General features: G+C 53.4%; 11 protein-coding genes. 9 read left to right on the top strand and 2 right to left on the bottom strand.

Going from position 1 to position 13,195, the window contains the following annotated elements; translation table 11 throughout:
* The first annotated feature begins 724 nt into the window (after nucleotides 1–724).
* Nucleotides 725–2,284 carry a DEAD/DEAH box helicase gene (locus DBR44_RS01220; protein WP_124641254.1) on the top strand — a complete coding sequence of 520 codons (1,560 nt, stop codon included), beginning with the start codon at nucleotides 725–727 and terminating at the stop codon, nucleotides 2,282–2,284.
* A gap of 325 nt (nucleotides 2,285–2,609) precedes the next feature.
* Here the strand turns inward: DBR44_RS01220 and DBR44_RS01225 are convergent, their stop codons facing one another.
* Complete coding sequence (locus tag DBR44_RS01225) at nucleotides 2,610–3,758, bottom strand: tyrosine-type recombinase/integrase (protein WP_124641256.1); 1,149 nt, start codon at nucleotides 3,756–3,758, stop codon at nucleotides 2,610–2,612.
* 57 nt (nucleotides 3,759–3,815) lie between these two features.
* Nucleotides 3,816–5,405 (bottom strand): 23S rRNA (uracil(1939)-C(5))-methyltransferase RlmD, encoded by a 1,590-nt coding sequence (rlmD, locus tag DBR44_RS01230; RefSeq protein ID WP_124641258.1) that lies wholly within the window; start codon nucleotides 5,403–5,405, stop codon nucleotides 3,816–3,818.
* A gap of 138 nt (nucleotides 5,406–5,543) precedes the next feature.
* Between rlmD and DBR44_RS01235 the strand changes: the two genes are divergently transcribed.
* The 8 genes from DBR44_RS01235 (at nucleotide 5,544) to DBR44_RS01270 (ending at nucleotide 13,143) form a co-directional block, all read left to right on the top strand.
* Nucleotides 5,544–6,446: a L,D-transpeptidase gene (locus tag DBR44_RS01235; protein WP_124641260.1), complete on the top strand. Its 903-nt coding sequence runs from the start codon at nucleotides 5,544–5,546 to the stop codon at nucleotides 6,444–6,446.
* 131 nt (nucleotides 6,447–6,577) lie between these two features.
* On the top strand, nucleotides 6,578–7,174 hold the full coding sequence (locus DBR44_RS01240) for an MFS transporter (protein WP_124641262.1): 597 nt from the start codon (nucleotides 6,578–6,580) through the stop codon (nucleotides 7,172–7,174).
* Nucleotides 7,171–8,052: an Hsp33 family molecular chaperone HslO gene (gene hslO, locus DBR44_RS01245; protein WP_124641263.1), complete on the top strand. Its 882-nt coding sequence runs from the start codon at nucleotides 7,171–7,173 to the stop codon at nucleotides 8,050–8,052. The genes DBR44_RS01240 and hslO overlap by 4 nt, the downstream gene beginning before the upstream one ends.
* Nucleotides 8,053–8,248: 196 nt before the next feature.
* Nucleotides 8,249–9,340 (top strand): polyamine ABC transporter substrate-binding protein, encoded by a 1,092-nt coding sequence (locus DBR44_RS01250; protein WP_124641265.1) that lies wholly within the window; start codon nucleotides 8,249–8,251, stop codon nucleotides 9,338–9,340.
* Between the two features lie 110 nt (nucleotides 9,341–9,450).
* Nucleotides 9,451–10,688 (top strand): IS3 family transposase gene (locus DBR44_RS01255; protein WP_199730941.1). Its coding sequence is split into 2 segments (ribosomal slippage): nucleotides 9,451–9,801 and nucleotides 9,804–10,688, totalling 1,236 coding nucleotides; the frame shifts between segments, so codons are not numbered across the junction.
* Nucleotides 10,689–10,887: 199 nt separating this feature from the next.
* A complete protein-coding gene (locus DBR44_RS01260; RefSeq protein WP_124641267.1) occupies nucleotides 10,888–11,595 on the top strand; it encodes a GAF domain-containing protein in 708 nt (235 codons plus the stop codon).
* Between the two features lie 85 nt (nucleotides 11,596–11,680).
* Nucleotides 11,681–12,304 (top strand): GTP cyclohydrolase II, encoded by a 624-nt coding sequence (gene ribA / locus DBR44_RS01265; RefSeq protein WP_124641269.1) that lies wholly within the window; start codon nucleotides 11,681–11,683, stop codon nucleotides 12,302–12,304.
* Between the two features lie 176 nt (nucleotides 12,305–12,480).
* Nucleotides 12,481–13,143: a hypothetical protein gene (locus DBR44_RS01270; RefSeq protein WP_124641271.1), complete on the top strand. Its 663-nt coding sequence runs from the start codon at nucleotides 12,481–12,483 to the stop codon at nucleotides 13,141–13,143.
* The last annotated feature ends 52 nt before the right edge of the window (nucleotides 13,144–13,195 follow it).

Raw genomic sequence — 13,195 nt, forward strand, 5'->3', positions numbered from 1 at the left:
ACGAAATGTCCGCGAAACCTTAGCAGTTCCGAAGTCCCAATAAATACCCCATACAGATATTTTGAAATTCTAAAGAACTTACCCTTTGTGGCTATGGCACAGGCTTAACCATACTCGCGCCTATTCGTAGTTCAAGAGTAATCATAGGGTACGGTAAAAATACAACACAGCAATATATTGATTACTAAGTGTGTTTTATTTTTCCGATATTTTTTGATTGAACAATCAGCGAATTTATTGACTAGATGAGGTGTGAGGGTAATACTTTTTGGTTTGGCATTTGCAAGAAAATGCATGCCAACTGATCTTTAACATTCTACATAGTGCGTGGCAGGAATGCAAGCACCTTGCCTATATGTACACACTGATTTGTTTCAGTGAGTGAGCTAGTGTCTATGCAGGAACTAGTGATCTACTGAAGTATACACATATCAGAAGTGTACATCTCATCACCTCACATGCTGCTAGGGGCGTATTGAATAATTTATATGCGCCCTGAAACAAGCAATACTCCTGCAGATAACACGAGTAATAAAACTTAGCTTAAAACTAGTTATTACCTTTAGTGAGGGGGGGATGTCCAGCTCCTCTCCCCCTCTAAAGAGTATTACTCATACTAAAATTTTTACTATGTTATATATGAGGAAATTTGAGTGGTGTTATCTGCCAAGAGTAATTTCTAACTTGGCTCATGCTATATGCATGGGCTACACATAGGTTGAAAATGGCAGATCAAATTCGTTTGATTACCGGTATATGTGGCTCTGGTAAGACTTACGGCTACGTGCGGTACATCAAGGAGAATTGTCACAATATTAAATTTATTGTGGCACTACCTACTATCACTCTTGCTCGCGAGGTGTATGCCTCTCTGAGGAGAGAGGGCTATATGCAGGGAGTAAGAAGTATTCTTAGTACTGATGGTGTATTAGTAGCTAAGGAGTTGAACTCTCATTTGCGCCCCGCATCAGATAGTCGAGTGCTTGTGATTACTCATAAGGCATTAGAAAATTTGGGCAGACAGGTGGTAATGGATAAAGGATTGCAGAGCGATTTGAAAGAATTTTGTGTAATTCTGGATGAATCGCCTTCTGCTATCGTTTCTTCTAAAATAACCGTAGGCGTAGAAAAAAATCATAAGTGGTTAGATTATATTTCTACTACCCCTATTGATGGTGATGAAAAAGCGAAATTCATTACTGCTGCGGATAAGGTAGGCTTAAGAAGTTACTACAGGGAATTACAGGCTGGTGATAGCCACACTCGACTTTCTGTGTGGGCTGTTCTTGCTGATTTTCCGCTATTCAAGACACGAAACAAGAGTAATGGAGTGGTGATTAATGGCTACATCCCTAATCCTCTTTTTCAGGTTTTGAAAAATTGTGCTGATTTTTATTTTGTATCTGCGAATGCGGAAAATTCGCCTTTGGTAGTGGTTGCAAGGGAAGTGCTTAAGATTCCATCAGTTCTTGCACCAGCATCAATGCAACCAGATCCATCAAGGAATAAGCATTATGGACTTGTTGTGACTTTTTACCCACTGCTTGAAAAAAGAACAAGCTTAAGCCAACTATCGCAAAGGAATCTTTTTGAAAGATTGTGTGAGCGAGTCGTTGGCTTGAGTTTTGATAAGTTTATCTATGCTACTAATACAGATAAATTTTCTGGATCAATTAAGTATGCTTTTAATTCAAAGGCAAAGGAGTACTTTTATGAAAATGGAACTGAGGTCGGTTATATCTCCCATGGTGTTAATGTCTTCGGTGGTGATGAACTCCATGGAATGAGTGAGGAGGAGTTGCTCTATCGTGGGGTAGAGGACGTAGAACAGTGTATGGCTGGGTATGTCAATGCGGTATGGTTGGGAGTGTCAAGGCTAAATATTCAAGCTAAAAAGCAGATAAAACAATTCTGCGAATATTACCATGGAGATGGAGACTTGCTTATTAAGGCGATAGAGGATTTCATGAGTTTTGAGGCGGCTTACCAGATGTTGCTCCGGTGTCGGTTACGCAATCCTGAAAATCGCCAGCCGATAAACTTGGTAGTTGTTGATCTTCCAACAGCGGAATACATTATTGACAACTATTTGCCCGAAGCTAAAGTTAATCGCAAGTGTTTCGTTGACAATCCTAGTAAAAGCGAGATCAAGAGGTTTCAGGCCATTGAGTTGTACGAGTCTGGAATGTCAGCAAAGGAAGTTGCCCGAATTTTAGGGCTTACTGAGCAGCGCATTTTTCAGTATCTTGCTGGAACTGCAAAGCATAAGAATAAAATGACTTAACGTTTCAAATTTGATTAGTCGAGTATAGGGTTTCGATACTGAGCAGGTGTGATTCTATGAGAATTGCTTAGCCGAATGTTCTAGTGTTGCTAGCCTTATACCGGCTATTCGTGGGAAGTTGCAGGATTCTGGCGATAGGCTAGGGTGTGCAATAGTAGTGAGTGCTGTGGTATAAAGAAAATACAGGTTCTCCCGTCCCTAGGTGTTCTGGGCATTATTCTAGCTGGCGGGTTGATACAGTATTTTTCATATTCATGACAATGCATGCCAATACCTTTGGTGTGTAGGTGTTATTTGTTATTGAGAGGTTTATGCTATGCTTTTATTATTTAATTTGCATTAGTTTGTTGATTTGTGTATTCAATAGCTGCATTGGTGTAAATAGATCATCCACGGTGAAGCGTATATAGTGAAGTTGAGTAATGTCGCCGCCTGCGTGATGGTTTAACATTGCTTTTATTTGGTATGTGTTTAATCCAATTTTAGCGGCTTGAGAGGCAAAAGTACGTCTTAAGGTATGAGCACTAAATGTAATGCCTGTTGCTTGCGCAATTGCTGAGCACCAGTTTTTAGCCTGAGCCGGAAATAGGGGGGTATTTTTACCTTTGCTGGCGCATAGTTGCCTTAGGATGGGTTCTAGCTCTCTACTTATTGGTAATGTGTGTGGCCTACCATTTTTTGTTTCATGCAATGAAAACAGCCTATTATTAAAGTCTATACATGACGGTGTGAGTTTTAGAAGTTCAGACAAGCGCAGCCCTGTGTATAGCCCTACCATAGTAAACAGCCTCTTCTCTGTACGGACCTTGCCTAGTGTCTTGCCAAGTTCACGCAGTTGGCTGTCGATTAGTACATCATCTTTAGCCCGTGTACGCTGCTTTTCACCTGAAGCAGTGAGGGCCGTGAATACATCTGGTAGTTCAACTTCCTGCGTAGCACCCCACCATCGCCAGATTGCTTTTAGCAAAGTAACTGCTGAATTTGCCTTCGCTACTGAAATCTTGTTTTTCAGCCCTGCATATAACTTACGCACAAGCTGAGAAGTGAAGCCGGTAAGGGGTTTTGCTGCGTATTCAGAAAGGTACAGCCGAAGTGTTTTGCTGTAGGTAGCTACTGAAGTTGGTCTTAGCTGCTTGGCCTTGATGTACTGGTCGTACACCTCTTGCAAGGTAGGGGAGGGGATAGGCTGATTAACGGCCCTGGAAGGGGTATTGCCGCTGTCTACCGTGTAGGTATCACGGTTGTGCTGTAACCAGTGTATGCAACGTGCTCTGGCCATTTCTGCGTTCACTACAGGCCATGTGCCTAGTTTGATGCTTACGCGTTCGCTGCGTACTGTGCTGCGGAAGTACCACACCTTAGCGCGCTTTCCTACGCGCAAAGTAAACCCCGGTATCCGCGTGTCCTTGAGTTCTACACGTGAATCCGGGGTCTTGATCCTAGAAATATAGCTGTCGGTCAGGTGCGCCTGCATGGCTCGCTCCGGGGTGACAACTGGGGTCGAACGCTACAAGAAAACACCTAAAACAGCTTATTCCTTGGCTGTGCTGTCCTCTGCACCGGCAGCTGCATCGCGTGCCTGCTGCTGGGCGGCACTTCTGGCGTCGTAATACTCTTTGTTATCCAGATAGTGCTGACGGCGCGCTTCCTTGGCAGCGGCTTTTTCCGCCAGTTCCGCCTGCTTCTTGGCTTCTGCCTCGGCTTCCTGAGCCTTGCGGGCCTGACGCTTGGCTTCGCGGATGGCTTCTTCTGCCGCTTCCATGTCCGCCACTTCCTTCAGGCTCTTGGCCGGGCCGGTTTTTTCGAACCAGGCGACGGACTCCACGTGGGCGGTGTGCGGGAACATGTTAATGATGCCGGCGGCCTTGAGGGTGTAGCCCTTGGTGTTCACCAGCACATTGGCGTCGCGCGCCAGGGTGGCCGGATTGCAGGAAACATACACGATGCGCTGCGGCGCGGTATCGTCGGTCATGGCCTTGAGCAGCTGGATGGCACCGTCGCGCGGTGGGTCGACCAGCATCTTGTCGAATTTGCCCAGCGCGGCAAAGCTTTCCGGGGTGACATCGAACAGGTTGGCCATTTCATACGTCACCTTGTCTTGCAGGCCGTTATGGGTGGCATTTTCCACGGCGCGCTTGACCAGTGCCAGGCTGCCTTCCATGCCGTGTACATTAGCGCCGGAGCGGGCAATGGGCAGGGTGAAGTTGCCGATGCCACAGAACATGTCGGCAATGCGTTCGCCCGCTTGCGGGTCGAGGAAGCTGAGGGCGCGTGCCACCATGACCGCATTGATCTGCGGGTTGACCTGGGTGAATTCGGTGGGGTAGTAGGGCATTTCCACGCCGTATTGCGGCATGCTGTAAGTCAGCTTTGGCGCATCCAGCGGGTAGATGGGATAACAGGTATCCGGGCCGGCTGGCTGCAGCCAGATCTGCAGGGGGCGCTGTGGCTGGCAATGCTGATCGGCGAACTGTTGCAGCAGCTTTTCGTCAGCCTGGCTGATGGCATCCATATTGCGGAATACCAGCACGTCCACCTTGTCACCTACTGCCACTTCCACTTGTGGCATGCGGCTGTTGATCGACAGTTTGGCGATCATTTCGCGCAGCGGCATGATCAGGTCGGAAATGTGCTTGGGCAGGATATGACACTCGCGCATTTCAGCGATATAGCTGGAGTTCTTCTCATGGAAGCCCACCAGTACGCCGCCCTTTTTTGCCACCAGGCGTGCCGACAGACGGGCGCGGTGGCGGTAATGCCAGGTGGGGCCGGCAATCGGGGTGAGAATGCGCTCGGCCTTCACCTTGCCGATGAACTTGAGGTTGTCTTCCAACACGCGCTGCTTGATGGCGACCTGTGCGGTAAACTCGACGTGTTGCATGGAACAGCCGCCACAGGTGCCGTAGTGCGGGCAGGCTGGTGTGGCGCGCATGAAGCTTTCCTTCAGCACGGCAGTGGTATCGGCGTTTTCGTACGTGGGCTTTTTGCGGTAGGCGCTGTATATTACCTTTTCATACGGCAGGGCACCGTCGATGAAAATGGTTTTGCCGTCGACGTGGGCGACCCCGCGGCCTTCGTGGTCAAGTGATTCGACCAGAGCAATGGTCTGTTGCTGAGTCATTGTATTCGTGTGATAAATCAGGCGGAAAAGCGTGATTTTCTCAAAATATGCGCCGCTGCGCAGGGGTTTTTGCCAGAGCGGTCGATATCGGGTTTCTGTTATGATGCCTTCAATCAAAAACTATTGGTCTGGTGCGCGATGAAGCAGTCGGTTTTTACTCTTGTACCTGGTGTGGTTCTGCTGCTGGGCAGCATGGCTGGCTGGGCTGCCAACATGCCAGAGCCGGATATTCTGATCAGTCAGACCGGCCAGCATCTGGTGGTGAATCTGCCGCAGGCGCGGCTGTTTTTGTATCAGGATGGCCGTCTTCAAAAAATCTACCCGGTGGCGGTAGGCAAGATGCTGACCCAGACGCCGACTGGTAGCTATGCCATTACCGGCGTGTATCGTGATCCTAGCTGGCATGTGCCCAAGTCGATCCAGGACGAGCAGAAAAACCAGGGCAAGCCGGTGCTGACCGTGGTGCCGCCCGGCCCAGACAATCCGCTGGGGCCGGTGTTCATCCGCTTTGGCGAGGCCAAGCTGGGGCTGGGTTTTCATGGCACCAATGCGCCCGGTTCGGTGCCAGGTTTTCGCAGCCATGGCTGTATCCGGCTGAAAAACCCCGATGCCTTGAATCTGGCCGGTACGGTACAAAAAGGTGCGGCGGTTACCGTGGCCTACCAGACCGTCCTGCTCAACGAGGATGGCGCTGGTGAGCTGTGGCTGACGGCCTACAAGAACCACTACAAGCAGGATGACCCGTCCTTCCCCCATCTGGCCGACAGCCTGCTGGAGTGGCAGCGTACCCATTCGGTGGCGGTGGTGGGCAAGCGGGTGGACCACGCGCTCAAGGAGCGCAGTGGCAAGCCGGTGTGTCTGACCTGCAAGAGCGACAGCGGCAATCCGGGCGAGCTGGCGGCAGTACGCTGGCTGTCCCTGCCGCCCAAGGGTGGGGTGCCTGTCGAGCAGCAGGCTGTGCCGCAAGATCCGGCAGCACAGTCCTACAACTCTGCAGGCAGCAAGCTTAAGCTGGTGAAGAAGCCCGCCGTGGTTTTGTAGGTTCTTGGTGCTTGGTGGATGATGACAAGGCCGACGCAAGTCGGCTTTGTGCTTGTCTGGGGGCTGCATACTTGCTTTTTTGCGTTGCGACCCTATATTAGCCCCTTCCCTTGCAAGCAGGCAGCGTAGTAATGACAACCATTGTGGCAGTGAGAAAAGGCAATCAGATTGCTATTGCCGCCGATAGCCAGACCACCTTTGGCGACGACCAGAAACTGCTGGCCGGTTATGACTGTTTTCATAACAAGATTTTCCAGCATGGCGACAGCTATCTGGCCATTTCCGGTTCTGCAGCCCACGACCTGGTATTGCAAGGTGCGTTGAAAGAGTTGAAGAAAAAGGATCTCACCAGTCGCAAGGGTATTTTCGATACCTTTCGCAAACTGCATCCCAAATTGAAAGACGGGTTTTACCTGCGTCCGGAAGAGGACGAGGAAGATCCCTATGAATCCAGTCAGATGATGGTGGTGATCGCCAATGCCCACGGTATTTTTGGTGTCTATCCCATGCGCGAGATCTACCAGTTCTCGCGTTTCTGGGCGATAGGTTCAGGGCGCAAATTTGCCATGGGGGCGATGTTTGCCGCTTATGAGCAGGATTTGAGTGCGCAGGAAATCGCAGAAATCGGCGTGCGTGCCGGTTGCGAGTTTGATGTCAATTCCTGCTTGCCAATGACCGTCTATACCGTAGCAGTGGCCGAGGACGCCGCCAAGGAAAAAACAGCATGAGCCAACACGATACTTTGCAACGCTTCCTGTTTGATGGTGCACCGGTACGCGGTGCGCTGGTGCGCCTGGATGGCGCATGGCAGCAGGTGCTGGCACGCCGGGCCTATCCGGCAGCCCTGAAAACCATTTTGGGTGAAATGATGGCGGCGGCCGAATTGATGGCTGCCAATCTCAAATTCGAGGGCGCGATGATTTTGCAGCTGCATGGCAGCGGCCCCTTGCGCTTGGCTGTGGTGGAGTGCAATCACGACCGCACGGTACGCGCCACGGCCAAGTGGGATGGCGACCTGGCGGACGACGCTCCCATTCTGGAACTGCTGGGTGGTAGCGGCCAGTTTGTCATCACGCTGGAGCCCCGGCATGACAAATCGCAAACCTGGCAAGGCATTGTGGCGCTAGAGGGCGACACCATCGGCCAGATGCTGGAAAACTACATGCTGCGTTCCGAACAGCTGGAAACCCGCTTGGTGCTGGCTTGTAACGACAGCACGGCCGCCGGCATGCTGTTGCAGCGTTTGCCGGATGGACATGGCGAGCCGGAAGGTTGGGAGCGCATCAGCATTCTGGGCGGCACCTTGCAGGCAGAAGAGCTGCTCGGCCTGTCGGCAGAAGATATTCTGCACCGGCTGTTTCATGAGGAAACGGTACGGGTGTTCGAGCCGGAGGGCGTCAGCTTTGCCTGTAACTGCAGCCAGGAGCGGGTGGGCAATATGCTGAAAATGCTGGGTGGCCAGGAAGTGGGCGAAGTCTTGCTGGAGCAGGGCAGCGTGGAAATCGTCTGCGATTATTGCAACCAGCATTATGTATTTGACGAGGAAGATGCCAATACCCTGTTCAATTACGACCTGCTGGCGGCCGTGCGCGAGGCGCGGCACTAGCTGCTGCGCTGTCTTGCTAGCCAGTGTCAAAACCGCCATATTCTGGCGGTTTTTGTCTTTGTGCTGGACCAAACCGCTGCTTGCGAGCAGCCTGTCCGCAGTGGCTGTTTAAGGAAATAGTAGATTTGATCACAAATGTGCTGATATTCTAAACAGGCACGCAGCATCAAACCTGTATCGAAGGAGTAGGGAAACAATGAAAAAAATGCTTGTAGGCGGCCTGCTGGCTGCATCTGCACTGGCTGCTCAGGCTGGCGCACCGGTTGTTAATATTTACAACTGGTCGGATTACATTGCGCCCACCACGGTGCCCGATTTCAGCAAGAAAACCGGCATCAAGGTACGCTACGACGTGTATGACAGCATGGAGACGCTGAATGCCAAGCTGGTGACCGGCCGCTCCGGCTATGACATCACCGTGCCTTCCAATAATGTGCTGGAAGTCGGCATCAAGGCCGGCCTGTTCCAGCCCCTGGACAAGAGCAAGATCCCCAATTACAAGAACCTGGACCCGGCCCTGCTGAAGCTGATGGAAGCATCCGATCCGGGTAACAAATACGCCGTGCCGTATTTCTGGGGCGTCATCACTCTGGGCATCAATGAAGACAAGGTGAAAAAGGCGCTGGGCGGTAAGCTGCCGGCCAATGAATGGGATCTGCTGTTCAAGCCGGAGTACGCTTCCAAGCTGAAGTCCTGCGGCGTCAGCATTCTGGACTCCGCTGCCGACGTACTGCCCAAGGTACTGCACTACTACGGCAAGCAGCCGGGCAGCAATAACGAAGCCGACTACAAGGCCGTTACCCCGCAGCTGGCTGCCATCCGCAGCAGCATCACCCAGTTCTCGTCCTCCGGCTATATCAACGACATCGCCAATGGCGACGTCTGCCTGGCCATGGGTTATGGCGGCGACCTGAACATCGCCAAGCGTCGTGCCGAAGAAGCCAAGCGCGGCGTGAACATCAAGGTGCTGATGCCGTCGTCTGGCGTGGCTTTCTGGGTGGACAGCATGACCATTCCGAAGGATTCGGCCAATGTGGCCAATGCGCTGGCCTTCATCAACTACACGCTGGACCCGCATGTGGCAGCCGCCAACGCCAACAAGGTGACTTACGCACCGGGCAGCCTGGCTGCACGTCCCTTTGTTGACAAGAAGTATCTGGCTGACCGCAGCATCTTCCCGACGGCAGATGATGTGAAAAAAGGCTTCATCATGAAGTCGGTTGACCCGAAAACCCTGCGCGTGTACTCGCGTCTGTGGCAAAACTTCAAGCTGGGCCGTGCCGGCTGATTACGCGCACCTGGCATGACACCAAAAGCTCCCGCGAGGGAGCTTTTTTCATGTCCATGTCCCGTCCTGAAATAAGTTGACACTTTTTCGCCGTAACGAAGGAGAGTCATATGGAATCAAGGATTAAGCGCACCCAGCAAGACTACAGCCTGGCTTTTAAACTGTCGGTCGTTGCCCAGGTGGAAAAAGGCGAACTGACTTACAAAGAAGCACAATGCCACTATGGTATTCAAGGTCGTTCTACCGTACTGGTATGGTTACGCAAGCACGGTTTGCAGGACTGGAGTGCCCAGCCCTCCCGTCGCACACTGGGGATCGCAATGCCGGACCAAGCGAGCAAGCCACTGACGCCTGAACAGCGGATCAAGGTGCTGGAAACCCAACTCAAAGAAGCCAATGAGAAAGCACAGCTATTCGAAGCGATGCTTGAAGTCTTGAAGCAAGACTACGGAGTACGCGTCGTAAAAAAGCCTTCGGGCAGGTGCTTGCCCAAAGGCGCGTCCAAGGGCTGAGCGAGGGCCGGGCTTGCCGCTATGTCCAACTGAGTCGCCAAGCCTATTACCAGGGCCGCCAACGCGAAAGCCATCGTGCCGAACAGAATGGCACAGTCATCGCGTGGGTGCGGGACATCCGCTTGCACCAGCCGCGCCTGGGAACCCGAAAGCTGCACCATGTGCTGAAATCGCGCATGGCAGAAGCGAGGATCAAACTGGGAAGGGACGGTTTGTTTGATCTGTTGCGTGCCAGTCGCCTGCTGGTGGTGCCATACCGGGCCTACCATAAAACCACGCACAGTCACCATCGCTTTTACCGCCATCCGAATCTGCTGAAGGCCGGGCCGCAGCAGCGTGTCCCAACGGGAGCGGAGCAGGTATGGGTGGCAGATATCACCTACTTGCCGACAGCGCAGCGGTTTGCGTACTTGAGTCTGGTGACGGATGCTTACTCCAGGAAAATTGTTGGCTATCACGTGCATGACAGCCTGCAAACAGAGGAAGTCAGCAGAGCGCTTTATATGGCGTTGCGGACACGCCGTTCGCGGCAGCGCCTGATTCATCACTCAGATCGCGGGATTCAGTATTGTTCGGCCTACTATCAGCAAATCCACGCCAGACACGGGCTGACCTGCTCGATGACTGATGGGTACGATTGCTACCAGAACGCGCTGGCGGAGCGGGTGAACGGGATTCTGAAAGGCGAGTTGTTGCTGCATCGGCCAGCAGATTTGCAGCAGGCGAGGAAGATGGTGGAACAGTCGGTGAGGATTTACAACGAGGAGCGTCCACACCAGTCGCTGCACTACAAGACGCCCGATGAAGTACACCGGGCGTCAGTAGTGGGTATCTGACCAGCAGGTGCGGCATGCTGGCAGGTGTCAACCTATGTTAGGACTGGACACCAAAGCGGCTAGCCGGCCACTGAATCGCGGGAAACCACTCTGGTGAACGGGGCGACTTTTGCCGGTGGTCTTGGTATCCTTGCAGGTTCGATGTTGTCGACGGCCGGATGGCTGCCGACAAATGTTTATGCTAATGCCAGGAGTGTTGATGATACCCAACCGCCAGCTTAATGATTATGTGCGCGAACAGGGTTTGAAGCTTGACCGTACCGAACTGCAAATCGCCGTGATGACCCTGCAGGCGGTGCTGGACGTGGACAAGGCGACGGTGCAGCGCGATCTGTTCCGCTATCCGGTGCCCAAGCTGAGCGAGGATGGTGCTTGCTCGCTGATCGAGGAACTGGCCGACGAGCCGTATGACCTGGCCCCCTGGTTTGGCGGCGAGAGCGAGCCGGCCCGCACTCTGCTGACTAATCTGAATGCGCTGGTGGATTCGGTCAATCACAAGATCGGTGCCGACTGGCTGGGCATCTATCGCCGCGCCGGCGAAGGCAAGCAGGCGCGTCTGCTCAAGCTGGCTTATCTGGGCCTGCCCAGCCGGGCGGAATTTCCGCTGACTGAAGCATTTGCCGAAACCAGCAATAACAGCCGGGTGGGTCTGACCGGCTGGGGCGTGCTGATTGAAGACGTGGCCGCCTGGCGGGCAGAAGGCGGCGGCTATTACGAATGCGATCCCAAGGTAAAAAGCGAAGTCTGCCTGCCCATCGTTGACGAGCACGACCGCGTGCTGGGCATTCTGGATGCTGAATCCAGCCAGGTGGGTTTCTTCGATGAAAGCCGTCTGGTTTGGCTGGCAGCATTGGCCATTGTTCTGGCCGCTCCATTCGCTGCCATGCCGCCGCTTGAAAAGATGTAACTTGCCCTCAGTTAAATAGTACTGACTATTACTAACTGCTTTGCGTGGCAAGCGCTAAGCTTTCTGAACAGATTCCGGAGCAAGCATGGCCGTGCAATTTCCTAATCCCCTGGTAGAACCCGCTGTCGATTATGTGGCCAGCTGCCGCCTGCCCACGCCGTGGGGTGAGTTCACCATGCATGGTTTCGAGGAAACCGAGACCCGGCGCGAACACGTGGTGCTGACCCTTGGCAATGTTGCCGATGGTCTGCCAGTGCTGGCCCGTCTGCATTCGGAGTGTCTGACTGGCGATGCGCTGTTTTCGCTGCGCTGCGATTGCGGCTTCCAACTGGAGGCGGCACTGGACGCCATCGCCAAGGAAGGTCGTGGTGCCTTGCTCTACCTGCGGCAGGAAGGTCGCGGTATTGGCCTCATCAACAAGATCCGCGCCTACAAGCTGCAGGATGGCGGTGCGGATACAGTAGAGGCCAACGAACAGCTGGGCTTTCCGGCGGACATGCGTGATTTCCGCGTGGCGCGCCATATGCTGGATGCGCTGTCCATCAAGAGTGTGCGGGTGATGACCAATAACCCGCGCAAGCTGGAAACCCTGAAGAACGCTGGTATTGATGTAGTAGAGCGGGTGCCGTTGATGGTGGGGCGTAATCCGCACAATGACCGTTACCTCGATACCAAGGCCGCCAAGCTCGGGCACATGCTGTTTTCCTGAGTTGTCAGTCTTTGCTGCCCAAAAATGCCAGAGCGTTGCTCTGGCATTTTTCATGGTTGCTGCGCGCACTATGGCGGAGGCTGAAGTTACGGCATAATTTGCCGATATATTTAAAATAAAATAAGCGTACAGTTTTAATTGCATGGGGCTGGCAAGCAAGGCGATGAGGAGTCACTGTGAAAGTCACACCCAAGCAGAATGTGTTGTTGAATGCGTCGGCCTGGAATCCACTGCCGGCTTATCGCGCTGCGCCTGCGGTGGCGCAGTTGGCCGATTTTCAGCCCGGCAGCGAGGTATTGGCTGAATACCTGGACTGGGTGGCCTATCTGGATGATCTGGCCAGACAGGCCAGGGAAGGGCAGGATGACGACGGGCGTCGGCTGGCGCTGGCCAAGCTGCGTTTTTTGCATCGCCGGGTGCTGTTGCTGCACGAGCAGATGATGCAGGGCGGACGCAGTCAGGTGAAGGCCGGGCTGGATGCGCTGCTGCGGCTGGCTGGCGAGCTGGAGCAGGTGGTACAGGAGCTGACCGGACGCCAGCCGCCGGTGGTGGATGAGTGGCCCTTGCCCTACCGCTTGTATAGCCGGCAGTCACCGCCGGCAGAGGGCTTGCGGTTGATGGCTGCCGGGCGCGAGCGGCGCTTGCGGCCACGGGTGGCCGGCAATGTGCTGCATCCGGATGAGCAGCATGCTGCACGGCTGGTGTTGCATGGCATGCGTTTTGTCATGGCGCTGGTGCGTGATGGTTTCGGTATGGCGCAGCATCCGCTGCTGCTGCAGGCGGCAGATCAGGTATTGCGCATCAATCAGCTGATTGGCCCGGAGCAGGGCAATATATAGAGTAGGGTGCCGCAATGAAAAAAGCCGGAATCGTGAGATTCCGGCTTTTGAG

It is taken from the genome of Aquitalea sp. FJL05, assembly GCF_003852595.1.
GTDB classification, from domain to species: Bacteria; Pseudomonadota; Gammaproteobacteria; order Burkholderiales; family Chromobacteriaceae; genus Aquitalea; species Aquitalea aquatilis.